Genomic DNA, 22,332 nt, shown 5'->3' with positions numbered 1-22,332 from the left:
TGTCGGCACGATGCCGCACGCATGGCGGGATTGTTTCATTTGCGGTCCGGATTGGTTTCAAGGAGGTGCGGCGTCGCCTTCTCTCATCGGCAGCGCCAGAGGTCTGACCCTTGCCGCATCCGACCTCTTCGGTTAGGACACCCGCGTTGCGAAAATCGCAACATTGCCGACCTGCAAGCATCATAAAACGCCGAGCAAACACCCCATGGCCGATAAATCGGAAAAGACGAAAGCGCGACTGCCGCGCGGCTTTGCCGACCGCAGCGCCGAGGACATCCGCGCCGTCGAGAAGATGATGGCGACGATCCGCTCGGTCTATGAGCTTTACGGCTTTGAGCCGGCCGACCAGCCGCTGATCGAATACACCGATGCGCTCGGAAAATTCCTCCCCGACCAGGACCGGCCGAACGAAGGCGTGTTCTCCTTCCAGGATGACGACGATCAGTGGCTGTCGCTGCGCTACGACCTGACCGCGCCGACGGCGCGTTATGTCGCCGAGAATTACGAGCGGCTGCCAAAACCCTACCGCAGCTATCGCTCAGGCTGGGTGTTCCGCAACGAGAAGCCCGGCCCCGGCCGCTTCCGCCAGTTCATGCAGTTCGATGCCGACACGATCGGCACGCCGGGTGTGGCCGCCGACGCCGAAATGGCCATGATGATGGCCGACGTCATGGAAGCGCTGGGCATCAAGCGCGGCGACTACGTCATCCGCGTCAACAACCGCAAGGTGCTGGATGGCGTGCTGGAGGCGATCGGCCTTGGCGGCGAGGAGAATGCCGGTCGCCGGCTGACGGTGCTGCGTGCGATCGACAAGCTCGACAAGCTCGGGCCGGAAGGCGTGAAGCTTTTGCTTGGCCCGGGCCGCTGGGACGGCGGCAAGGAGGGCGAAGGCGACTTCGCCAAGGGCGCCGGGTTGAACAACGGGCAAGCCGAGGCGGTTCTTCTCGCGACTGCGAGGACTATACAGGCCGGCCAGGATTCCATGGTCAGTTCGAACGCGATCTACCAGGAAGGCGTCGGCGAACTCGCCACGATTGAAGCGCTGGTCAGGGCGGCAGGATATGGCGAAGACCGGATTGCCATGGACCGCTCGGTCGTGCGCGGCCTCGAATACTACACCGGCCCTGTCTTCGAAGCCGAGCTTCTGGCCGAAATCCCCAACGAAGACGGCCAGATCGTGCGCTTCGGTTCGGTCGGTGGCGGCGGGCGCTATGATGGCCTCGTCTCGCGCTTCCGTGGCGAGCCGGTGCCGGCAACCGGTTTTTCCATCGGCGTCTCCAGGCTGATGACCGCGCTGAAGAACCTCGGCAAGCTTGATGCCTCGGACGTGATTGCGCCGGTCGTCGTGCTGGTGATGGACAAGGACACCGACAGCCTCGGCCGCTACCAGAAGATGGTGGCGGAGCTGCGCGCCGCCGGCATCCGTTCCGAAATGTATCTCGGCGGCGCCGGTATGAAGGCGCAGCTCAAATATGCCGACCGTCGCGGCTGTCCGGTCGCCATCATCCAGGGCGGCGACGAGCGCGCCAAGGGCGAGCTGCAGATCAAGGATTTGATCGAAGGCGCGCGCATGTCTGCCGAAATATCAGACAACGCCGAATGGCGCGCCGCACGCCCGGCGCAGGTGACGGTGGCGGAGGGCGAGCTGGTCGCCGAGGTGAGGAAGATTTTGGCGGCGCAGGCCGAGGAGAGGGCACGTGGCAAGTAGAGGTCGCGTTGGCGCCTCTGGTTTGGGACCAGAGGGTCGTGCAGCACTGAGGTCAGCAAGTTGACCTCCCGCACCCCCGCCATCTCCACCGACATCACCAACCTTTTCGCCACGCGCAACACGCATGCGGTCGAGGTCGCCATACTACAACCCGCCGACCCGTTCCTCGACATGGCCGGCGAGGATCTGCGCCGCCGGATTTTCCTGACCGAAAGCGAGACCGGCCAGACATTGTGCCTGCGGCCGGAATTCACCATCCCGGTCTGTCTCGACCACATCAGCTCGCAGGCCGGCACGCCGCGCCGTTATTCCTATCTGGGCGAGGTGTTTCGCCAGCGCCGCGAAGGCGGCAACGAGTTCTTCCAGGCCGGCATCGAGGATCTCGGTGACCGCGATACCGCTGGAGCCGATGCCCGCTCGGTGGCCGACGCGCATGCGCTGCTGTCGCTGGTGCTGCCTGGCCAGGCATTGGCGATCACGCTTGGCGACCAGACCATTTTCGAGGCGGTGCTGGCCGCCCTTGGTCTGCCGCGCGGCTGGCGCATGCGTCTTGCCCGCGCGTTCGGCTCGGCGCCGATGCTTGAGGCGGCACTCGCCGATCTCGCCAACCCGCCGCGCAACAGCCAGCTCTCAGGTCCGGTCGCCGCTCTGGTCCTCGACGGTGATCTGGACGGTCTTTCCGCCCATATCGCCAGCGGCATGGAAGAGGCCGGCCTGTCGGCGTCCGCCGGACGCTCGCCATCCGACATTGCCCGGCGGCTGATCGAGAAAGCCGAATTGCGCAGCGTTCGGCTGTCGAGCGAGGCGTTTTCCGCGCTGAAGGATTTTCTGGCGATCGACGTTCCGCTTGATGGTGCGGCCCAGGCACTGGAGACCTTCGCCACCGGCGCAGGGCTGTCGCTCGATGTCGCGCTGGAAAAGTTCGCTGCCCGCGCCAAGGCGATCGAAGCGCATGGCTTGCCGGCCGATAAAATCCGCTACGACGCCGCCTTCGGCCGCCCGCTCGACTACTACACCGGCCTGGTTTTCGAAATCGCGGCCGACAATGGCGACCGGCCGTTGGTCGGCGGCGGCCGCTATGACCGGCTGCTGACCTTGCTTGGCGCCAAGACGCCGATCCCCGGCGTCGGCTTTTCGGTCTGGCTCGACCGCATCGAGGCATTGCGGGAGACGGCGCCATGATCACGCTGGCGATCCCGTCGAAAGGCCGCCTGAAAGAGCAGGCGCTGGACGTGCTGGCCAAAGCCGGGTTGGCCGTCAGCCTGCCCGGCGACGAGCGCAAATACCACGCCCGCGTCGAGGGCCTGGACGATGTCGAAGTGGTGTTCCTGTCGGCTTCCGAAATATCAGGCGAGATCGGCCAGGGCGCAGTCGATCTCGGCATCACCGGCGAGGACCTGGTGCGTGAAAACCTTGCCGACTGGGAGAGCCGCGCCGAAATCGTCGCCCGTCTCGGTTTTGGCCATGCCGATGTCGTGGTGGCCGTGCCGGACATCTGGCTCGACGTCGACAGCATGGCCGACCTCGACGACGTCGCCGCCGATTTCCGCCAGCGCCATGGCCGGCGGTTGCGCATCGCCACCAAATACTGGCGGCTGACCCAGCAATTCTTCTCGCAGAAGCATGGCATCCAGGTCTACCGCATCGTCGAGAGCCTGGGGGCCACCGAAGGCGCGCCGGCGGCGGGGCTGGCCGATGTCATCGTCGACATCACAACCACCGGCTCGACGCTGCGCGCCAATCATCTCAAGGTGCTGGGCGATGGCCTCGTCCTGCGCTCGCAGGCCTGTCTCGTGGCGTCGAAGAAGACACGCGCGGCGGCCGATGAAGCGGTCCTGCGCGACATCGCGGCGAAGATGGCGGCTGCGGTCGGATAGCGGCGGGCCTTCGCCCGCTGCCCCTCAGGGCTTCGAACCCTGCTTGAAAACCCTGACAGCGGCCGTCCCGCGGTGTCGGTAGCCTTGCGCCGGGGTTTTCCTGTATAGGAATTATTTCCTTGACTGGTGAGGGCAGCTATGCTACATTTTTGCCCATGGTGCTGATTTGCGCCAGTGACCGCCGCCCAGGCGGGTTTTTGCGTTTGATGTTCATCAACCAACGGAGGCCCCGAAGCGTCGTGGGCCGGATCGTTGCCCTGCCACGACTATCGGCGGGATTTTCACCACCCCCTCAGGCTGATAGGCTCGGCCAATCCCGGGAGGAGAGAGCGATGCCGGTCAATCTCGACGAGCTGAAGAATGCCAGCAATCTGCGCGGACGCGGAGCGCGAGCGGGCGGTGTCTTCGTCGCACCCGTCGATGGTAGGGCGCATGTCTCTGGCGAACGCAGCGTGCCGCTGCTCGACAAGACCATCCCCGCGCTGTTTTCCGAGACGGTCAGCAAATATGGCACGCTCGACGCCGCCGTCTTCGTCGACCAGAACAAGCGCTTCACCTGGAGCGAACTTTCGGACACGGTGGATGCGCTGGCCGCCGGCTTCCTGGCACTGGGCCTGGCAAAGGGCGATCGCGTCGGCATCTGGTCGCCCAACCGCTGGGAATGGCTGGTGACGCAGTTCGCCACCGCACGCATCGGCCTGATCCTGGTCAACATCAACCCGGCCTATCGGTTGACCGAGCTCGACTATGCGCTGAACAAGGTCGGCTGCAAGGCGCTGGTCACCGCTGCCAGGTTCAAGACGTCAGATTATCTCGGCATGATCGAGACGCTGGCACCCGAGATCGCCAAGGCCACGCCGGGCAAGCTCAAGGCACAAAAACTGCCGGCGTTGAAGATCGTCATCCGCATGGGTGACGAGAACTCGCCCGGCATGTTCAATTTCGGTGATGTGCTGGCCATGGCCGGGCGTGACGAGCATGACAGCCTCGACCGCATCTCGGAGAAGCTGAAGCCGGGCGAAGCCATCAACATCCAGTTCACCTCAGGCACCACGGGAGCCCCCAAGGGCGCGACGCTGACCCACGGCAACATCGTCAACAACGGCAACTTCGTCACTTCGGCGATCAAGCTGACCGCCGACGACCGGCTCTGCATACCAGTGCCGCTCTACCACTGCTTCGGCATGTCGATGGGCACGATGGGTTGCGTCTCGAAAGGCGCCACCATGGTTTTCCCGGGAGAAGGGTTCGACGCCGGCGCCACGCTGAAGGCGGTGGCTCAGGAACGCTGCACCGGGCTCTATGGCGTACCGACCATGTTCGTTGCTCTGCTGGATCATCCGGATTTTTCCGCCTTCGATCTCTCCAGCCTGCGCACCGGCATCATGGCCGGTTCGCCATGCCCGATCGAGGTGATGAAAAAGGTGGTGTCGCTGATGCATATGGAACAGGTGACCATCGCCTACGGCATGACCGAGACCAGCCCGGTGTCGTTCCAGAGCGGCGTCGACGACCCCCTGGAAAAGCGCGTCTCGACCGTCGGGCGCATCCACCCCCATGTCGAGGTCAAGGCGGTCGATGCCGATGGCGCTACAGTTGCGGTCGGCGTACCGGGTGAGCTTTGCACGCGCGGCTATTCGGTGATGAAGGGTTACTGGGACGACGACGACAAGACCCGCGAGGCGATCGACGCCGACGGCTGGATGCACACCGGCGACCTCGCCACCATCGACGCCGAGGGCTATTGCAACATCGTCGGTCGGGTCAAGGACATGGTCATCCGCGGTGGCGAGAACGTCTATCCCAGGGAGGTCGAGGAATTCCTCTACCGCCATCCAAAGGTCAAGGAGGTGCAGGTGTTCGGCATTCCCGACGCCAAATATGGCGAGGAGCTGTGCGCCTGGATCGTGCTCAAGCCCGGCCAGATCGCCACCGAGCAGGAGGTCAGAAACTTCTGCGCCGGCCAGATCGCCCATTACAAGATCCCCCGCCACATCCGCTTCCGCACCGAATTGCCGATGACGGTGACCGGCAAGCCGCAGAAGTTCTTGATGCGCGAGGCGATGGTGGAGGAGCTGGGCTTGGTGGCGCAGAAGACGGCGTGAACGGGTGAACGCTTCGATCTGTCGCTGCGCGAATGCAGCCACGGTTCGCAGCAGCGCGCAGGGGCTTGCATGAGCGGTTTCGGACGTTCGGTGACTTCATATGCGATGCCGCTGGCCGCCTTGGTCATGGCTGTCGCCGTCAGGGCAGGCGGGCTGTCGGCGGACGAAGGTTCGCTGGGCGTCAGGATACTCGTCGGAGCGCTTTCGAGTGCGATCATGTTCACCACCATTTTCGTGGTGCTCGACCACGCCGAGGCTGTGGCTCGGCGTGTAGGAGAGCCCTACGGCACATTGGTGCTGACTTTTGCCGTGACGGCAATCGAGGTGTCGATCATCGTTTCCATGATGCTGCATGGAGAGAACAACCCTACGCTTGCACGTGAGTCCGTCTTTTCAACGGTGATGATTGCATCTACCGGCGTCGTCGGCACGTGTCTCGCGCTTGGCGGCTGGCGCCATCGCAAGCAGGCAATTGTTCGACAAGGGACCAGCGCATATTTGGCGGTTCTGATCGCGCTGACCATCATGACGCTTATTCTGCCGACCTACACACAAGCTACGGGGCCGGGCACATTTTCGGCAGCTCAACTTGGCTTTGTGAGCGTGCTTTCGGTGCTGCTTTATGCAAGTTTTGTGTTCGCGCAGACCGTCCGCCACCGGGAAGACTTTGTCGAAGGGCAGGCCCACGGCGTTTCGCTGCGGACTGCTCCGCACGAAAGCGTCTTTGCCGGCGCTCTGTTGCTGATGGCCGGCCTGATCGGCATTGTCATGCTCGCCGAGCAGGTCGCGGCAAGCGTCGAAGATACGCTCGTTGCCTACCAGGTGACCCAGGCTGACAGCATTGTGGGGGCAATGATCGCCGGGCTGGTGTTGATGCCGGAGGCCATTTCGGCGGTTCGCGCTTCACTCAACAATGAGCTGCAACGCGGTTTGAATGTCGCGATGGGTTCCGCTTGCGCCACAATCGGTTTGACAATACCGGCGGTCGCAGCCGCCAGCCTGCTGACGGGCAGAGGGTTAACCCTGGGGCTTCCAGCGACTGACACAGTGCTTTTGATTTTAGCGCTCTTCATATGCAATGTGAGCTTTAGTACTGAAAGAACAACATTCTTGACGGGCGCTGTCCATATCGTGGTATTTATTACATACATATTTCTTATATTTGTGCCATGAACTCTGGCTCAGGTTGGCGCTTGAGGGCTGGCTCGCGCTGCGGCTGGGCAATGGCCGACGTCGGCTGTAAACCCCGATTGGCATCCAACATCGGTGGGGCGTCCACGCCGCCATGGCGCTGCATCGTCGAAATGAGCAGATGGTCGAGGGCACAGAATTCGTCCAGGGTGATCGGTCCCTTGCCGCGCGGATGGCCGTGCCCCTGGGCGGTGACGAATTCCTCTTCGAACAGTTTCTGCCTGATCAGGCCACTCGAACGTCTTCCGCGGCTCCGATGAAGAGATCGATGTCGCCCTGCTCCAGGTGCTCGACGATCCTCGGCTTGTCGGGCACCGTAAAGGCGACCTTTGCGTTGGGAGCTTGGGATTTGAACCGCGGAATGAGGTCCGGAGCCAGGATCGCTGCCGGATTGTCCGTTGCGGCAATGCGATAGACACGTTTGCTTGTGGCGGGGTCGAACAGATGAGCAGTATTCACGAAATCGCTCAACCGAGCAGCCGGACGAGTTCGGGCTCAAGTGCCAGGGTCGTTCAGCAATTGACGCAGCCGCGTCAGGCGGGCCGACAAGGCCGATTGGGTAATGTTCAATCTCGACGCCGCATGGGTGACGTTCTGGTGCTTCAACAGCGCATCGAGTGTCAGCAGCAAGCCAACGTCGAAATCCGATAGCCGTTTTGTCAATGGGACCTCGAACCAGCAGGCGCTATTCAATCGGTAGCGCTCTCTAGCACGGTTCCGGAGATTGAAGGACAATGGCTTCGAAGTTTACTGCCGCCTATGGCGATTTTGCGACAGGTGCTGCTCCTCGCCACAACGCGGCCCGACCGTTCCAGATGGCACGACTGTTTCCAGCCAGAGGTCCTAACGACGATCGGCCCGCATCTCCGTCGACTTCGGCGCCGTGCCGGGTTCTTGAACGAGCGGTCCGAGCAGCACTTCTCCGAACAGTGGCTGGTAGCGGCGGCGCACGGCCGGGTCTTCCTTGAAGGACAGTGCGTACTGGCCGATCTGGTGGAAATAGGTGATGCGCGCCCGCACGATGCTCTCGTCTTCCGAATAGCCCATGGCGCGGAACGCCCGGATGAGCAGCGCGATGCGCAGATCGTCGATGTCCTTGACTTCCTGAGCGAGCTTTTTCGATGTCCGTGACCAATCGCGAACAGCCAGGTCAAGCAGCGGGCTGAAAGGGGCTTCATCCACCCAGACATGCACGATGTCGGTGAAGAACTGCAGGCCGTCTATGTCGTGGATCTCGCGCATCGCCCAGAACGGCGCGCAATTGCTGTTTCGCCATTCCTGCAAGAGGCCGCCGCGAAGGTCCGCCAGGCTGGCAAAATGGAAATAGAAGCTGCCCCGCGTGACCTTCAACTGCTGCGCCAGGCGGTCGATCTTGACCTCGCCGATGCCGCGCTTTTCCAGCACCTTGCGCGCCGCCGCAATCCAGGCCTCACGGCTGAGCGTCTGCCGCGCCGCTTTTGATCGCACCGCCGGTCGAGGCGGTCGTTTCGTTTTCGCCAGCACGCCTTTCCCGTTCATGAAATTCGAGACCTTCGTCGCCGCGCGCAACGCGCATGGCCGATTCGCCTATCGAACCGCCCCGTGACTGCTTCGCAATTCTCCGTGTCACCGTCTATCGCCGGATACGCATTTTCAGGGCAGTGCACTGATCCGCTCCAGCATCAGCGTGAAGAACGGCGCCGGATCGATCCGGCGCAGGACATTGCAGTTCTTGCGGCGGCCGGTGACGTGCCACCAGTCGACGACGGTCATGCCTATGGTTTCGGGCGAGACGATATCGACCGTCACGGCGCACTGGCGCTGCTCGTAGATCCCCGGGGCCAGAAGGTAACCGGTGACGCACGCATCGTGGATGGGACGCGCCGCCGTCGCGAATTTGTGGGTGCCGTATTGGCGATAGAAGTCGGCCATGTTGGCGGCCTCGATCGCCGCGCGACTGCCGGTGGCGCGCAGGGCGTCGAGCCATTCAGGCGTCATCAGGGCAGTGTAGGTGCAGTCGATGCCGGCCATCGTCACCGGGACGCCGCTGTCGAACACTTTGTGCGCGGCATGCGGATCGACAAAGATGTTGAACTCCGCGGCAGGCGTGGCATTGCCGCCTTGAAAAAAGCCCCCGCCCATCAGCACGACTTCGCGCAGCCGAGGGACGATTTTCGGTTCCATGGTCATGGCCATGGCCAGGTTGGTCATCGGCCCGAGCGTGCAGACGGTCAACGCGCCTTCCGGCGCATCCATGATCGTGCGCACCAGGTAATTGACTGCGTGCTCGCTCTGCAGCGGTGTGACGGGTTCGGGCAGATCGGCGCCGTCGAGGCCCGTTTCGCCGTGAACATACTCGGCCGTGATCAGCTTGCGCACCATCGGCGCCGGGCAGCCGGCATAGACCGGCACATCGGGTCGTCCGGCAAGTTCCACGACCTTGAGCGCATTCTTCGACGTTAGGGCAAGCGGCACGTTGCCGCCGACTGTCGTGATGCCGACTACCTCGAGTTCGGCTGGCGAGCCTAGCGCGAAAAGGATCGCGAACGCGTCATCCTGACCTGGGTCGGTGTCGATGATTATCTTGCGTGGTGCCATTGTGCCGCGTTTTTCCCGTTGCGCTCGAAAGCCTATTGCTGAGGCGATTTGGATGTGTAGAAATACAGTACTGTATCTTATGTTCAAGAGAAGGTGTTCGAATGGACGCACGCGGCGACTTTTCCGAAATTCCGATCATCGATGTGTCGGCGCTCTATGGCGATGACCAGGAAGCGATCGCCGCGACGGCGGCGACACTGCGCCGCCATCTCGAGACGATCGGCTTCCTCTATGTCGTCGGGCATCCGATCCCGCGTGCCGACGTCGAAGCGGTTCGCGAAGCCAGCAAGCGCTTCTTCGCTCTGCCCGAGGAGCAGAAACTGGCGCTGAAGATCGACAGGAATTTCCGCGGCTACCTGCCCTTTGCCGGCTCGACGATCGTGACGTCGTCGGTGGCGACAGTAAGCAAGCCGAACCAGAGCGAATCGATCTTCTTCATGCACGAGGTCGAGGCCGACGACCCCAGGACATTGGCCGACAAGCCGCTGCAGGGTCCCAACCAGTGGCCGGACGAGGCAACGCTTGCTGGCTTCAGGCCAACGATTGAACGCTATGTCGATGAGATGAGCACACTGGCCCGCAAAATGGTCGGCGCCATCGCTCTTTCGCTTGGACTTCCGACCGACAGTCTCGACCGTTATTTCGATCAGCCGACAACCTTCCTGCGGTTGCTGCACTACCCGACGCAGCCGCATGAGGAGGGGCTATTCGGTTCGGCCCCTCACACCGATTACGGCTTCATTACACTGCTGGCGCAGGACAATGTCGGCGGCCTGGAAGTCAAGAACAAGGCGGGCGAATGGGTTCCCGCGCCTCCGGTCCCGGACTCCTTCGTGATGAATGTCGGCGACATCCTGGCGCGCTGGTCGAACGACCAGTTCGTCTCGACGCCGCATCGCGTCATCAACCGGTCGGGGCGCGAGCGCTATTCCCAGCCCTTCTTCTTCGACCCGTCCATGGATGAAACGATCGAGGCGCTGCCGGTCTGCGTGCCGGCCGGTAGCCAGCCGAAATATGAGCCGGTGCTCTACGGCGACTATCTGATGGAGCGCATCGACAAGAACTACCATTACCGCAAGAAAAAGGCTGCGGAAGCAGCCGGTACATAGACGGATCAATGCTTGGCTGCGGCGATGAGGACGCGAGGCCCTGATTGGAGAGCAGACTGCAGGAACCGTTGTAATCAAAAAAGGGGAACGAAAATGAGAGCACATTTACAGATGGCAGGTTTGGCGCTGGCCGCACTTGCCATAGCCTGGAGCGGACCTTCAGGCGCCGCCAAGGTGACGAAATCGGCCGAGGTTCAGCAGACCGGCATGCTGACCGTCGCCAACACGCTGGACTATGCGCCTTTCGAGTATCTCGACGCCGACGGCAAACAGACCGGGATTATCATAGAACTGGCCGGTGAGGTGGCCAAGCTGGTCGGCGCCAAGCTGGACGTGGCGCGCACACCTTTCCCCTCGATGATACCGGGCCTGGCGGCCGGCCGTTTCAAGGTCGCTTGGGAGACTTTCTCCGCCACGCCGGAGCGGCTCAAGCAGGTCGATTTCGTCATGTTCCTGAAGGCCGGCCTGGCTGTTTCGACGTCGCCGGACAAGAAGGCGAGTTTCAGCGGCGACACCCCGCTCTGCGGCAAGCGGATCGGCGTTTCGGCAGGCAGCGCATCGGATTTCCTGGTCGACAAGCTGAGCACGGATTGCACCGGCAAGGGCCAGGCAGCCATCGAAAAATCGGTCTTCAACTCGTCGACGGATATCGTCCAGGCGGTGCTGTCCGACCGCGTCGACGCCCGCATGGACGATGCGACCGCCTCGAGCTATTTCGAGGTCACCAGCAAGGGCCAGCTCGTGGTGCTGCCGACCCTCTATGAAGTCGCGCCGCTCGGCATGGCGATCGCCAAGGACGACAAGGAGACCGCCGATATGATGGTGGGCGCACTCTCCGAGCTGTTCAAGAACGGCACCTACAAGGCTATTCTCGACAAATACGGCATGGGCGCCTACGCGATCAAGGAGCCCTATTTCGTCGGCAGCATGGAGGCGTTGCGCGCCGACTGACAAAGTTTTGTCCAGTCGGACGCACTTTGTTCTAAAACTTTGATCATGCTTTCCGAAATCATTTGGGGCTGATGCGATAGCGGTTGTCGGCGTCCGGTCTCGTGCCGGGCGCCGCTTCCGGATCAAGACCAGGAGAAGCAGCGATGGGCGCGGCCCACCCAAACGAGATACGCATCGAGCCGGGCGTCGCCGAGGCGGTTTCGCGCCTGACCGTCATGCCGCAGCGCCGCTACGGCATCTGGGTCGGCACGGCGCTGGCCCTGCTGGTGGCATTCCTGATCATCCGGGCCTTCGCCAGCAACCCTGCCTTTGCCTGGCCTACGGTGGTGAGTTACCTCCTGCATCCCTCTGTCATGCGCGGCCTTGGCAACACCTTGATGCTCACCGCGGTGATCATGATATTGGCGATCGTTGTCGGCACGGTCATCGCCATCATGCGCGTGTCGCCAAGCCCGGTGCTGCGTGCCTTCGCGGGTCTGTACGTCTGGTTTTTCCGTGGCGTACCGGCCCTGATACAGCTGATCTTCTGGTTCAACCTGTCGCTGCTGGTGCGCGAAGTCTCGTTGACCATCCCCTTTGTCGGCACGCTGTTTTCCGTGCGCACCAATGATTTCATGACTCCGTTCTTCTCTGCCGTCGTCGCCCTTTCCCTGTGCGAGGCGGGCTACATGGCCGAGATCATCCGGGCCGGCATCAAGTCGGTGCCGTCGGGCCAGGCTGAGGCGGCGAGCGCGCTTGGCATGCCGTACCGCATGATCCTGAAGCGCATCACGCTGCCGCAGGCGATGCGCTTCGTACTGCCGCCAACCGGCAATGAGGCCATTAACCTCCTGAAGATGACGTCGCTGGTGACATTCATCGCCGTCGACGACCTGTTCTATTCGGCGCAGAGCATCTATGCGCGCACCTTCGAGACGATCCCGCTTCTGATCGTGGTCGCCTTCTGGTATCTCGCGGTAGTCAGCATCATGTCGGTGGGACAGCATTTCCTCGAGCGACATTTCGGTCGCAGCGATACGCGCCGCGATGCCGTGACGATGCGCTTCCTGCGCAACATCATCAGCCTGCGTGGCATTTCCCGATGAGCGACGTGAAGGACGAAAATCGCGCCCGCTTCGGCGTCCCAGCCGACTCCATGGTTTTCGCGCGCGGCGTGCGCAAATCCTATGGTCCGCTCGAGGTTCTCAAGGGTGTCGATCTCGACGTACCCGTCGGATCGGTCGCCTGCATCATCGGCCCTTCGGGTTCCGGCAAGAGCACATTCCTGCGCTGCATCAACCATCTCGAGAAGCTCAGCGCCGGCATCCTGCTCGTCGACAGTCAGTTCGTCGGCTACGACCTTAGGGACGACAAGCTCTACGAGGTCAAGGACGACCTGCTTTGCCGGCGGCGCGCCGAGACCGGCATGCTGTTTCAGTCGTTCAACCTGTTCTCCCACATGACCGTGATGGAGAATTTGATTGAGGCGCCGACGCAGGTTCGGCGCATCCCCCCGGACGAGGCAAAGGCCGAAGCGGAGATTCTGCTTCGGCGCGTCGGTCTCCTGGACAAGGTCGACCGGTATCCGAGGGAACTGTCCGGCGGCCAGCAGCAGCGTGTCGCCATCGCGCGCGCGATGGCGATGAAGCCGAAAGTCCTGCTCTTCGATGAGCCGACATCGGCGCTCGACCCCGAACTCGTTGGCGAGGTGCTGCAGGTCATGCGCGATCTGGCCGAAAGCGGCATGACGATGGTCGTGGTCACCCACGAGGTAGGCTTCGCCCGCGAGATCGGCGATCAGCTGGTTTTCATGGATGGCGGTGTGATCATCGAACGCGGCGCTCCGCGCGAGATGATTGCCAATCCGGTATCGCCCCGAACCCGCGAGTTCCTGTCGCGGGTGCTTTGACGGCAAGAGAATCCACCCAAGAGAAGATCCACAAAAAAAGCGCGGGCCATGGCCCGCGCCTTCGCATATTCAGCCTTCCAAAGAGCTCAGTCCTTCTCGAAGATGCGCGCCTTGGCGACGACGCCGGCAATGGCGCCGCCGATCAACGGTGCCACGATGAACAGCCAGAGCTGGCCGATCGCCGCAGTTCCCGAAAACAGTGCCGGACCGATCGAGCGGGCCGGGTTGAGCGACGTGCCGGTCACCGGGATGATGGCGAAGTGCAGCCCTGCCAGCGTCAGGCCGATGACCAGTCCGGCGAACGCCGTCGAGTGCTTTTCGGCCGTGACGCCAAGGATCACGGTGACGAAGGTGAAGGTGCCGATCACTTCCCACAGGAAGGCCGAACTGACACCCCATTTCGTCACATCCCAGCCATTGGCGCCGAAGCCGGTGGTGTGTCCGCCAACCTGGCCGGAGACGATGATCCACAACGCCAGTGAAGCAAGGACGCCGCCGATGACCTGCGCGATCCAGTAGGGGATGACGTCCTTGGCCGGCAGCCGGCCGGCAAGGAAGACGCCGAGCGTCACCGCCGGATTGAGATGCGCGCCCGAAATGGGGCCGATCGCATAGGCCGCGGCGATGAGGCCGATGCCGAACGCCAGACCGATGCCTTCCTGGCCAAGCGGCAGCGCGCCGCCGAAGCCGCCCGTCACCACAGAAGCCGTACCGATGAACACCAATAGAAATGTGCCTAGAACTTCCGCCAGATAAGTCTTCATTGCCCTCTCCTCGTGTCGATCCGCCGGTTCACCTTTTCGCGCCGCGAATCACAATCGGAAGAGTATTCGCAACCAGAAAAGTTGGAAAGCAGAGCGGTTGTGCCGGCCGACCTGCTTGTGCGCGCCGGTTGCGCGCTCTAGAGCAGGGCCGGAATAATTTTCTGCGTGACGGAACAAGACAATGCGACTGGGCGGAAGGCTGGCTGCGGCCATCGAAGTGCTGGAAGACATCGGCCGGCGCCACCGGCCGGTGGCGGACGCGCTGAAGGATTGGGGCCTGTCGCATCGCTTCGCCGGCGGCGGCGACCGTGCGGCCATCGGCAACATCGTCTATGACGCCTTGCGCCACAAGCGTTCCGCGGGCTGGCTGCTGGGGCAGGACACGCCGCGCGCCATTGGCTTCGGCGCCCTGCTGCTCGAATGGGGGCAGACGGCACAATCGCTCAACGACGCGCTGGATGGTGACAAGTTCGCACCGCCGCTGCTGACCGCCGCCGAGCTTCAGGCCATCGCCGACCGTCGGCTCGCCGATGCGCCGGACGCGGTGCGGGCGGATGTTCCCGATTGGTGCGGGCCGCTTTTCGAGCGAGCCTTCGGCCCAAGTTGGGCCGACGAGGGCGCCGCACTGGCGACGCGCCCGCCGCTCGACCTCAGGGTCAACACCTTGCAGGCCAACCGCGACAAGGTGCTGGCCGAACTGACGGGAACCGGCGCCAAACCCGCGGCAATCGCCCCGCACGGCATCCGCATTCCGCCGATCGACGGCGATGGCCGGCACCCGAATGTGCAGGCCGAACCGGCCTTCCAGAAGGGCTGGTTCGAGGTCCAGGACGAAGGCTCGCAGATCGCGGCCGCCCTTGCCGGGGCCGAAGCCGGCATGCAGGTGCTGGATTTCTGCGCCGGCGCCGGCGGCAAGACGCTGGCACTGTCGGCTTCGATGGAAAATCGTGGCCAGATCTTTGCCCACGATGCGGAGAAAGCACGGCTAGCGCCGATCTTCGACCGCATCCGTCGTTCGGAAAACCGCAATGTGCAGGTGGTCACCAAGCCCACGGAACTCGCGCCGCTCGGCAACCACATGGACATCGTGCTGGTCGACGCGCCCTGCACCGGCAGCGGCACGTGGCGGCGCCGCCCCGACGCCAAATGGCGGCTGACGCAGAGGCAGCTCGATACCCGCAAGGGCGAACAGTCGGCGATCCTCGATGCGGCCAAAGCCTATGTCAAACCGGGCGGCCTGCTGGTCTACATCACCTGCTCGGTGTTTGATGAGGAGAATGGCGAGCAGATCGCGGCCTTTCGGGACCGTAACAGCGGCTTTGTTCCCGTCGACCACCGCCAGCTCTGGGACAGCCGTTTTCCCGGCCATCCGGCAGCCGCGCGCATCGGCGCCAAAGGCGACATCTCGCTGTCGCCGGCGCTGAGCGGCACCGACGGGTTTTACTTCTGTGCGTTGCGCAGGTCGGCCTGAATCCGATCGGATGTCGCCAATTCCTGACGGATGCGTGGCGCCAGCAGGCAGGCCAGGTCGATTGTGCAGTGCAGCAAAAGCATTTGCCTGCCGTCCATGCCTCTGCAATAAGCTTATCCGCATAAAGGAAGGCAGCGGCCATGGCAGCAAAGATCGTACCCGCCCCGGACTATGAGGATCGCGTCAGGACCTCCTTCGCGCGCCAGAAGGCGATGGCCACGATCGGCGCCGAACTGACGCTGGTGACGCCCGGCATCATCGAGATTGAGATGCCCTATTCGGCGGCACTCACCCAACAGCACGGCTTCCTCCATGCCGGCGTCATTTCGACGGCGCTGGACTCGGCCTGCGGCTATGCCGCCTTTTCGCTGATGCCGGAAAATTCCGGCGTGCTGACCATCGAGTTCAAGGTCAACCTGCTGGCGCCGGGCAGGGGCGAGCGCTTCCTGTTCCGCGGCTCGGTGACCAAGCCAGGCCGCACCATCATCGTTGCCGACGGCCAGGCCTACGCCTTTGCCGCCGACGGCGAGGCCAAGCTGATCGCCACCATGACCGGAACGATGATGACGGTGGTCGGGCGTGATGGCATAGAAGGGTGAGTGGCCGGTTCGCCGCAGGCGAATTCATCGTGCCGGTGGCACGATGAAAGGCCACGGACGCCGGGAGCTGTCGGAGGCAGCGGGTCCCGGCGAGCGGCGGCGCAGATAAGCAGGTGATCGGGCGGAGAGGAGCAAATCATCATGACCGATAAAATTCGCCGCCTGTCGGGCAAGGACGTCCTCTTCGTCATGGCGGCGCAGGCCGAATACGGTCCGCATCTCAAGCAGCTGTTCACGCCATTGATGACAGGTGTCGGTCCGGTCGAGGCCGGCGTCAGGCTAGGCGCTGAACTCTCCTGGCTGAAGTCGCAAAAAACCCTGCCCGACCTCGTCGTGTCGCTCGGCTCAGCCGGCAGCCGGACGCTGGAGCAGACGGGAATCTACCAGGCGGTTTCGGTCAGCTACCGTGACATCGACGCTTCGCCGCTCGGCTTCGAGAAGGGTGCCACACCCTTCCTCGACCTGCCGGTGACCGTGCCATTGCCCTTCAAGATACCTGATATCAAGCAGGCGACGCTATCGACCGGCGGCGCGATCATCACCGGTGCGGCCTATGATGCTGTTAACGCCGACATGGTCGACATGGAGACCTTCGCCTGCCTGCGCGCCTGCCAGTTGTTCGACATTCCGCTGATCGGGCTGCGCGGCATTTCCGACGGGGCGGCGGATCTCAGGCATGTCGGCGACTGGACCGAATATCTTGAAGTCATCGATGGGAAGCTGGCGGAGGCCGTCATGCGGCTCGAACAGGCCATCGGTTCGGGCACGCTTCTGAAAGATTCGCCGCATGAAGACGCCAGACCGCTCTGAAACTCGCAACCCATTGCGTCGACTCATTTCTTTCTCTAAACGCTCGCCATGAAAACAGCCAATCATCCCGATACCGTCCTGATTGTCGATTTCGGCAGCCAGTTCACCCAGCTCATCGCCCGCCGCATCCGCGAGGCCGGCGTGTTTTCCGAGATCGTGCCGTTCCAGTCGGCCGAAGCGGCATTCAAGCGCATCAATCCGAAAGCCGTGATCCTGTCCGGCGGCCCGGCTTCGACCGGCGATATAGGCAGTCCGCGCGCGCCGCAGATCGTCTTCGACGCCGGCGTGCCGGTGCTCGGCATCTGTTACGGCCAGATGGCCATGTGCGTGCAGATGGGCGGCGTCGCCGAAAGCTCCGACCATCGCGAATTCGGCCGCGCCTTCGTCGAGATCCAGAAGGACAGCCCGCTGTTCGAGGGCCTGTGGGCGCCCGGCCAGCGCCACCAGGTGTGGATGAGCCATGGCGACCGCGTCATCTCCTTGCCCGACGGCTTCGAGGTGTTCGGCAAATCGGAGGGCTCGCCCTTCGCCATCTTCGGCAACATCGAGCGCAAGATGTACGGCATCATGTTCCACCCCGAGGTGGTGCATACGCCCGACGGTGCCCGGCTGCTCAGGAACTTCGTCCACAACATCGCCGGCATCGAGGGCGACTGGACCATGCGCGCCTACCGCGAGCACGCGGTCGAGGCGATCCGCAAGCAGGTCGGCAAGGGCAAGGTCATCTGCGCGCTGTCGGGCGGCGTCGATTCCTCCGTTGCCGCGCTGTTGATCCACGAAGCGGTCGGCGACCAGCTGACCTGCATCCTTGTCGACCACGGCCTGATGCGCAAGGACGAGGCCGCGGGCGTGGTGGCGATGTTCCGTGAGCACTACAATTTGCCGCTCATTCTGGTCAACGCGTCGGACCGTTTCATCGACGCCCTCGAGGGCGAGTCGGATCCGGAGAAAAAACGCAAGACCATAGGCCGGCTGTTCATCGAGGTGTTCGAGGAAGAGGCCAAGAAACTCGGCGGCGCCGAATTCCTGGCGCAAGGCACGCTCTATCCCGACGTGATCGAAAGTGTCTCCTTCACCGGCGGCCCGTCGGTGACGATCAAGTCGCACCACAATGTCGGCGGCCTGCCGGCGCGCATGAACATGCAGCTGGTCGAGCCGCTGCGCGAGCTGTTCAAGGACGAGGTCAGGGCGCTGGGCAAGGAGCTTGGCCTGCCCGAGAGTTTCATCGGACGCCATCCATTCCCCGGCCCGGGCCTCGCCATCCGCTGCCCCGGCGGCATCACCCGCGAAAAGCTGGAGATCCTGCGCGAAGCCGACGCCATCTATCTTGACGAGATCCGCAAAGCCGGCCTCTACGATGCCATCTGGCAGGCATTCGCCGTGCTGCTGCCGGTGCAGACGGTCGGCGTGATGGGCGACGGCCGCACCTACGAGTTCGTCTGCGCGCTGCGTGCCGTCACCTCGGTCGACGGCATGACGGCGGATTTCTACCACTACGACATGGCCTTCCTGGGGGCTGCTGCCACCCGCATCATCAACGAAGTCCGCGGCATCAACCGCGTCGTCTACGACGTGACGTCGAAGCCGCCCGGAACAATCGAGTGGGAGTAGGAGGATTAGGCGGCGATGGTGTGTTGTCGCCTCCGCTGGAGTTAGCGCTGATTGCCTGACAGCACTCAAACGTGATCGGGCACGAATGTAAAGCATCGTCGGAGCCGTTTAGAGCCTTGGCATATGACGTGCAATACGCGGGTTTGAGCGAGCGACGATGGCTCGGCTGAAAGTTGGCTCGAACGTACTTTGCGGACCGCAAGGGGCGATAACTTCTGGCAACCGATTCGGCATCGGGCAGCGCGTTGGCTGTTTCCAGGAACATCCTTGACTGGATTGCGTTTCCTATTCCGGACCTTTCCAAAACAGGGAGAACGGTGTCATGGACTGGAACCGCGTGGAAGGAAACTGGAAACAGGTGAAAGGCAAGGTCAAGGAGCAGTGGGGCAAACTCACCGATGACGACCTTGACCGCATCGCCGGCAAGCGCGATCAACTCGAAGGCAAGATCCAGGAGCGTTACGGCATCGAAAAGGACCGCGTGCGGCGCGATGTCGACGATTGGTACGGGCGGCAGGGTTGGTAGGCATGTGAGCCCCGGCTGTGGCCATTCCAGGACGCGGCCCAACAGTCCGGCAGGACCATGCGGGCGCTGAGCCTTGTCGTCGGTTGAGTTTTGCAGCAAGGATTTCGTACTGTGGCTGAAAATATCTCTCGCAAGCAGGAGCAACGGGGGACAAGAAGAATTGTCACGTGGGCGATCGCAGTTATCGCCGTGATTTTTCTTGCTCTACTGGCTATATTCGTGTTCGGCCCGTTGCTATGACTTTCATGGCGATGATTGAGCTGTCTCCGATCCGGGGATGATCGGGCATTGGTCGGGGACGCGGGCAGCGGCCACCAGTGAGCAACTATGCTTCAGGCGAGGGCATGCGGCCAGCGCTGCTTCCGCGGCCGGACGACGCCAAGGCGGCGCACCTATATCGACCGCCGTCGCGCGGCTAGCCGGTCTGCAGTGCCGGCACAAAAACCTGTTTCACAAGAATTTTGCTGAACACGATTTCGCCGGGAACATATCAGGAAAGGATTGGTTTGGTGGCGGTACACCCAACCAGGAGATCTACCATGATCGTCAAACTTCTGTCCGCCGCTGTGCTCGCGCTCACATTGGCCACATCGGCAGTGGCACAGTCGAACAGTTCCGGCTCCAACAGCGGTTCGGGCTCGAACGACGGCACCGGGGCTACGTCTGGAAATACCGGCGGCAACAGCGGCACAGGCTCTGGAACGTCCGTGAATCCTTCCGATCCGAGCACTACAAATTCGACAAATTCCACAACGAAATCAGGTGGCATGACTGACCGCTGCAAAGATTCGGCAGGCAATGACATCGACAACAACACCGCGACCGGCACGACAACATCGAATGTGCAGAACTGTAATAAATGACCCGGCTCCTCAATCCGTTGCCGGACCAGTGCTTCGGCAGCGCATTGAGCGCTGAGAGCGGTAAGCGCAGATGAACCGGCAGGCCGCCAAGCAAGCGCCGCCCCAATTCTGGTGGTTGGCAGGAGCATCGGCGGCTGTCGTCATCGGTTTTGCCGTCTTCGCCAGCGGATCGGTTCGCAGCAACAGTCTGCGAGAAACCACGCTTGTGCAGGCGATCGGCGGCGACCCTCAACGAGCCGTCCCGGCCATGATCCGCAACGGCTGTGGCGGATGTCACGAAATCCCGGGGGTGCCCGGCGCCCGTGGTACCGTCGGTCCCTCCCTGCAGGGCGTCGTCGAAAGAGGATATATCGGGGCATCGCGAGCCAGCCCGGATGCGATGATGCGCTGGATCAGCAGAGCGCGGGACGTAGACCCGAACACGGCCATGCCCAATACAAATCTGTCGCCTCAAGAGGCGCGCGACATCACCGCCTATCTCTATGCGCGGACATGAGGCGCACTGAACTGGTCCGACGGCGCAGGCGCCTTGCCAGCAGAAGCAGCAGCCCAAGCATCAACACGGCGGCGCACGCCACAAGTGATTGAGCCGCCAGAACCATGATTGTCTGGCCTGTTGTCGAGCCGGCTCGCATCTGGCGTATATCGGCCGCGGTAACGCTGACGTCGGGATTTCCGAACCGAGCGGTGACGTAATTTGCAAGGGCTGCCACCTGGCCATCGTCCAGCCAGCCGCCGAAGGCCGTCATCGATTTACGCCCCGCCACGTCGCCAGCTTTGACGCCTTCTAGGATGGTCATGGCGACATCCTCGGGCGTGGCCGCGCCGGGGGTGCTGTTGCGGGTCAAGGACGGATAGGATCCGTCTGACGATCCGCCTCCGTTCGCCCCATGGCACGTCGAACAGAGCGATCGATAGAGATCATCGCCGGCTGCGGTCCCGCTGCCTTGCGTCATCCCTTCGGTTCCAGCATCGCCGTCGGCCGTGGCCGCGTTACCCCATGAGAAACGCGGCTGCTTTTCGTCTCCCGATTGGGCGGGCACGTCCCTGAGATAAGCGACGATGGCCTGGATATCGTCATCGGAAAGATGTTGCAGGCTGTTCATGACCGTTTCCGCCATCGGCCCGCCCGCATAAGCCTTCCCGGGAACGGCGCCGGTTTTGAGAAATCGAGACAGCTCTTCGTTGCTCCAGCCGCCGACGCCTGCGATCTTGTCGCTGGTGATGTTGAAGGCCTGCCAGATGCCGGCGGTGCCGCCGGCAAGCTTGTGGTCTTCATCCATGCCGAACGTCGCATTCCTTGGCGTGTGGCAGGCACCGCAGTGGCCGAGCACCTCGACCAGGTAGGCTCCCCTGTTCCATGCGGCGGTCCGGTTCCGATCGGGCGTGAAACTGCCGGTATGCAGGTTCGCGAGCTTCCACAGCGCAACTGTCCAGCGCTGGTTGAATGGAAAAGGCAGGATGTTTCGCGGCTGCGGCTGCGAGATCGGCGGCTGCGCCAGGAGGTAGGTCCGGATCGCAAGCACGTCCTCGCGGCTCATCGCGGCGAAGCTGTCATAGGGCATGGCGGGATAGAGATCGGCTCCGTCGCGCCTGATACCTTTCCGCACGGCCCGCACGAACTCGTCCGCGGAGTAGCGTCCAATGCCCGTGTCAGGATCAGGTGTGATGTTGGTCGAGTATACGTCGCCGAAGGGTGTCGGCACGCGATAGCCTCCAGCGAACGGGCGGCTCGGATTGGACGTGTGGCAGCCGATGCAGTCGGCCGCTCGGGTAAGGTATTCACCCTTCTGGATTTCGCTCGCCCGCAGCTCAGTGCAAAGCGCCAACGATGCCAAGACGAGCGCGACCGCCCGGGAGGTGACGGCCGGGAATGGAATGCCCGCGCCAGGCCAAGGCGCGCACCGGCGGACGGCCAATCTCCGGGTCTTTGACCTCGTCACAGTTCGCACCCGCTGAAGATCAGCCCTGCCATCAGTTGCGCCAGCAAGATGAGCGTGAACAGCACCCCGATGCCCACGGAAGTCCTTGCAAGGAATGCGCGCGTGCGCGCCTTCAGGGGCGGAACCGTACCATGTCCACGGTCATGAACGGCGTGCCACGACAGCAGCGCGCCTGCCAGGGCGACAGCGGCGCCTGTCAACGAGAACAAGGCAGTGGGACGAAAGCCGGCATGGCATTGCCAGGATGCAATCGAATAATCGAGCTGCAGCGTTATTGCCCACGCAACTGGTCCGCTGACCAGGCCTGCCCAGGAAACGCCGGTACGGATCGCCTGCATC

Annotated in this window: 23 protein-coding genes; 16 read left to right on the top strand and 7 right to left on the bottom strand. The window is 62.8% G+C overall.

The genetic code is table 11. The features are described 5' to 3' along the window. Positions 1 to 205 precede the first annotated feature (205 nt). The 5 genes from hisS to LB559_RS27495 all read left to right on the top strand — a co-directional run bounded on the left by hisS (position 206) and on the right by LB559_RS27495 (position 6,863). Positions 206 to 1,708, top strand: a complete 1,503-nt coding sequence (hisS, locus tag LB559_RS27515) for a histidine--tRNA ligase (RefSeq protein ID WP_127370257.1) — start codon at positions 206 to 208, stop codon at positions 1,706 to 1,708. Positions 1,709 to 1,768: 60 nt separating this feature from the next. Next, positions 1,769 to 2,890 carry an ATP phosphoribosyltransferase regulatory subunit gene (locus tag LB559_RS27510; protein ID WP_224675440.1) on the top strand — a complete coding sequence of 374 codons (1,122 nt, stop codon included), beginning with the start codon at positions 1,769 to 1,771 and terminating at the stop codon, positions 2,888 to 2,890. Continuing rightward, on the top strand, positions 2,887 to 3,585 hold the full coding sequence (hisG, locus tag LB559_RS27505) for an ATP phosphoribosyltransferase (RefSeq protein ID WP_024502335.1): 699 nt from the start codon (positions 2,887 to 2,889) through the stop codon (positions 3,583 to 3,585). The genes LB559_RS27510 and hisG overlap by 4 nt, the downstream gene beginning before the upstream one ends. 332 nt (positions 3,586 to 3,917) lie before the next feature. Continuing rightward, positions 3,918 to 5,690 (top strand): AMP-binding protein, encoded by a 1,773-nt coding sequence (locus LB559_RS27500; RefSeq protein WP_224675439.1) that lies wholly within the window; start codon positions 3,918 to 3,920, stop codon positions 5,688 to 5,690. A 69-nt stretch (positions 5,691 to 5,759) separates the two neighbouring features. Then, complete coding sequence (locus LB559_RS27495; RefSeq protein WP_224675438.1) at positions 5,760 to 6,863, top strand: calcium:proton antiporter; 1,104 nt, start codon at positions 5,760 to 5,762, stop codon at positions 6,861 to 6,863. 243 nt (positions 6,864 to 7,106) lie between these two features. Here the strand turns inward: LB559_RS27495 and LB559_RS27490 are convergent, their stop codons facing one another. The 4 genes from LB559_RS27490 to LB559_RS27475 all read right to left on the bottom strand — a co-directional run bounded on the left by LB559_RS27490 (position 7,107) and on the right by LB559_RS27475 (position 9,458). After that, entirely contained in the window at positions 7,107 to 7,340 is a 234-nt protein-coding gene (locus tag LB559_RS27490; RefSeq protein WP_224621641.1) for a LysR substrate-binding domain-containing protein, read from the bottom strand. A 36-nt stretch (positions 7,341 to 7,376) separates the two neighbouring features. Continuing rightward, entirely contained in the window at positions 7,377 to 7,544 is a 168-nt protein-coding gene (locus tag LB559_RS27485) for a LysR family transcriptional regulator (RefSeq protein ID WP_224621640.1), read from the bottom strand. A gap of 180 nt (positions 7,545 to 7,724) precedes the next feature. Next, entirely contained in the window at positions 7,725 to 8,399 is a 675-nt protein-coding gene (locus tag LB559_RS27480) for a TetR/AcrR family transcriptional regulator (RefSeq protein WP_013530362.1), read from the bottom strand. A gap of 114 nt (positions 8,400 to 8,513) precedes the next feature. Beyond that, the gene (locus LB559_RS27475) at positions 8,514 to 9,458 is read right to left on the bottom strand and encodes a nucleoside hydrolase (RefSeq protein ID WP_013530363.1); all 945 of its coding nucleotides are present in this window, start codon (positions 9,456 to 9,458) and stop codon (positions 8,514 to 8,516) included. A gap of 101 nt (positions 9,459 to 9,559) precedes the next feature. Between LB559_RS27475 and LB559_RS27470 the strand changes: the two genes are divergently transcribed. The 4 genes from LB559_RS27470 (at position 9,560) to LB559_RS27455 (ending at position 13,406) form a co-directional block, all read left to right on the top strand. After that, positions 9,560 to 10,567: an isopenicillin N synthase family dioxygenase gene (locus LB559_RS27470; protein WP_013530364.1), complete on the top strand. Its 1,008-nt coding sequence runs from the start codon at positions 9,560 to 9,562 to the stop codon at positions 10,565 to 10,567. Positions 10,568 to 10,660: 93 nt separating this feature from the next. Continuing rightward, positions 10,661 to 11,518: an ABC transporter substrate-binding protein gene (locus LB559_RS27465; protein WP_013530365.1), complete on the top strand. Its 858-nt coding sequence runs from the start codon at positions 10,661 to 10,663 to the stop codon at positions 11,516 to 11,518. Positions 11,519 to 11,661: 143 nt separating this feature from the next. Then, positions 11,662 to 12,603, top strand: a complete 942-nt coding sequence (locus tag LB559_RS27460) for an amino acid ABC transporter permease (RefSeq protein WP_013530366.1) — start codon at positions 11,662 to 11,664, stop codon at positions 12,601 to 12,603. Positions 12,604 to 12,653: 50 nt separating this feature from the next. Next, positions 12,654 to 13,406 (top strand): amino acid ABC transporter ATP-binding protein, encoded by a 753-nt coding sequence (locus LB559_RS27455; protein WP_164745975.1) that lies wholly within the window; start codon positions 12,654 to 12,656, stop codon positions 13,404 to 13,406. A gap of 86 nt (positions 13,407 to 13,492) precedes the next feature. Here LB559_RS27455 and LB559_RS27450 read toward each other — a convergent pair whose 3' ends face one another. After that, positions 13,493 to 14,170, bottom strand: a complete 678-nt coding sequence (locus tag LB559_RS27450; RefSeq protein ID WP_013530368.1) for an MIP family channel protein — start codon at positions 14,168 to 14,170, stop codon at positions 13,493 to 13,495. Between the two features lie 181 nt (positions 14,171 to 14,351). On the opposite strand from LB559_RS27450, the gene LB559_RS27445 reads away from it, so the two are divergent. The 7 genes from LB559_RS27445 (at position 14,352) to LB559_RS27415 (ending at position 20,546) form a co-directional block, all read left to right on the top strand. Next, complete coding sequence (locus LB559_RS27445) at positions 14,352 to 15,641, top strand: RsmB/NOP family class I SAM-dependent RNA methyltransferase (RefSeq protein ID WP_224675437.1); 1,290 nt, start codon at positions 14,352 to 14,354, stop codon at positions 15,639 to 15,641. A 140-nt stretch (positions 15,642 to 15,781) separates the two neighbouring features. Further along, positions 15,782 to 16,240 (top strand): PaaI family thioesterase, encoded by a 459-nt coding sequence (locus LB559_RS27440; protein ID WP_013530371.1) that lies wholly within the window; start codon positions 15,782 to 15,784, stop codon positions 16,238 to 16,240. Between the two features lie 141 nt (positions 16,241 to 16,381). Beyond that, on the top strand, positions 16,382 to 17,050 hold the full coding sequence (locus LB559_RS27435; RefSeq protein ID WP_063172754.1) for a 5'-methylthioadenosine/S-adenosylhomocysteine nucleosidase: 669 nt from the start codon (positions 16,382 to 16,384) through the stop codon (positions 17,048 to 17,050). Between the two features lie 48 nt (positions 17,051 to 17,098). After that, positions 17,099 to 18,661, top strand: coding sequence for a glutamine-hydrolyzing GMP synthase (gene guaA / locus LB559_RS27430; RefSeq protein WP_013530373.1), 1,563 nt, complete (start codon positions 17,099 to 17,101; stop codon positions 18,659 to 18,661). A 322-nt stretch (positions 18,662 to 18,983) separates the two neighbouring features. Further along, positions 18,984 to 19,187: a CsbD family protein gene (locus LB559_RS27425; protein ID WP_013533227.1), complete on the top strand. Its 204-nt coding sequence runs from the start codon at positions 18,984 to 18,986 to the stop codon at positions 19,185 to 19,187. A 539-nt stretch (positions 19,188 to 19,726) separates the two neighbouring features. Continuing rightward, a complete protein-coding gene (locus LB559_RS27420) occupies positions 19,727 to 20,050 on the top strand; it encodes a hypothetical protein (RefSeq protein WP_013533226.1) in 324 nt (107 codons plus the stop codon). A gap of 70 nt (positions 20,051 to 20,120) precedes the next feature. Beyond that, positions 20,121 to 20,546, top strand: a complete 426-nt coding sequence (locus tag LB559_RS27415) for a c-type cytochrome (RefSeq protein WP_224621639.1) — start codon at positions 20,121 to 20,123, stop codon at positions 20,544 to 20,546. Here the strand turns inward: LB559_RS27415 and LB559_RS27410 are convergent. Together LB559_RS27410 and LB559_RS27405 are read right to left on the bottom strand one after the other, a co-directional pair. Further along, the gene (locus LB559_RS27410) at positions 20,518 to 21,591 is read right to left on the bottom strand and encodes a c-type cytochrome (RefSeq protein ID WP_224675436.1); all 1,074 of its coding nucleotides are present in this window, start codon (positions 21,589 to 21,591) and stop codon (positions 20,518 to 20,520) included. The two genes, LB559_RS27415 and LB559_RS27410, sit on opposite strands and share 29 nt — an antisense overlap. 398 nt (positions 21,592 to 21,989) lie before the next feature. After that, a complete protein-coding gene (locus LB559_RS27405) occupies positions 21,990 to 22,331 on the bottom strand; it encodes a hypothetical protein (protein ID WP_224675435.1) in 342 nt (113 codons plus the stop codon). Between the last annotated feature and the right edge of the window lies 1 nt (position 22,332).

Origin of the sequence: Mesorhizobium sp. BR1-1-3, assembly GCF_020165455.1 — a bacterium.
Classification (GTDB): Bacteria; Pseudomonadota; Alphaproteobacteria; order Rhizobiales; family Rhizobiaceae; genus Mesorhizobium; species Mesorhizobium ciceri.
Note: the sequence above shows the minus strand (reverse complement) of the source record. Positions and strands in the feature narration are given on the sequence as shown.

Bases quoted from the DNA above. Each gene is read 5' to 3' on its own strand.
- hisS (WP_127370257.1), top strand. From the start codon at position 206: ATGGCCGATAAATCGGAAAAGACGAAAGCGCGACTGCCGCGCGGCTTT.
- hisG (WP_024502335.1), top strand. From the start codon at position 2,887: ATGATCACGCTGGCGATCCCGTCGAAAGGCCGCCTGAAAGAGCAGGCG.
- LB559_RS27500 (WP_224675439.1), top strand. From the start codon at position 3,918: ATGCCGGTCAATCTCGACGAGCTGAAGAATGCCAGCAATCTGCGCGGA.
- LB559_RS27495 (WP_224675438.1), top strand. From the start codon at position 5,760: ATGAGCGGTTTCGGACGTTCGGTGACTTCATATGCGATGCCGCTGGCC.
- LB559_RS27480 (WP_013530362.1), bottom strand. From the start codon at position 8,399: ATGAACGGGAAAGGCGTGCTGGCGAAAACGAAACGACCGCCTCGACCG.
- LB559_RS27475 (WP_013530363.1), bottom strand. From the start codon at position 9,458: ATGGCACCACGCAAGATAATCATCGACACCGACCCAGGTCAGGATGAC.
- LB559_RS27470 (WP_013530364.1), top strand. From the start codon at position 9,560: ATGGACGCACGCGGCGACTTTTCCGAAATTCCGATCATCGATGTGTCG.
- LB559_RS27465 (WP_013530365.1), top strand. From the start codon at position 10,661: ATGAGAGCACATTTACAGATGGCAGGTTTGGCGCTGGCCGCACTTGCC.
- LB559_RS27460 (WP_013530366.1), top strand. From the start codon at position 11,662: ATGGGCGCGGCCCACCCAAACGAGATACGCATCGAGCCGGGCGTCGCC.
- LB559_RS27455 (WP_164745975.1), top strand. From the start codon at position 12,654: ATGGTTTTCGCGCGCGGCGTGCGCAAATCCTATGGTCCGCTCGAGGTT.
- LB559_RS27450 (WP_013530368.1), bottom strand. From the start codon at position 14,170: ATGAAGACTTATCTGGCGGAAGTTCTAGGCACATTTCTATTGGTGTTC.
- LB559_RS27445 (WP_224675437.1), top strand. From the start codon at position 14,352: ATGCGACTGGGCGGAAGGCTGGCTGCGGCCATCGAAGTGCTGGAAGAC.
- LB559_RS27440 (WP_013530371.1), top strand. From the start codon at position 15,782: ATGGCAGCAAAGATCGTACCCGCCCCGGACTATGAGGATCGCGTCAGG.
- LB559_RS27435 (WP_063172754.1), top strand. From the start codon at position 16,382: ATGACCGATAAAATTCGCCGCCTGTCGGGCAAGGACGTCCTCTTCGTC.
- guaA (WP_013530373.1), top strand. From the start codon at position 17,099: ATGAAAACAGCCAATCATCCCGATACCGTCCTGATTGTCGATTTCGGC.
- LB559_RS27425 (WP_013533227.1), top strand. From the start codon at position 18,984: ATGGACTGGAACCGCGTGGAAGGAAACTGGAAACAGGTGAAAGGCAAG.
- LB559_RS27420 (WP_013533226.1), top strand. From the start codon at position 19,727: ATGATCGTCAAACTTCTGTCCGCCGCTGTGCTCGCGCTCACATTGGCC.
- LB559_RS27415 (WP_224621639.1), top strand. From the start codon at position 20,121: ATGAACCGGCAGGCCGCCAAGCAAGCGCCGCCCCAATTCTGGTGGTTG.
- LB559_RS27410 (WP_224675436.1), bottom strand. From the start codon at position 21,591: ATGAGCCGCGAGGACGTGCTTGCGATCCGGACCTACCTCCTGGCGCAG.
- LB559_RS27405 (WP_224675435.1), bottom strand. From the start codon at position 22,331: ATGCAGGCGATCCGTACCGGCGTTTCCTGGGCAGGCCTGGTCAGCGGA.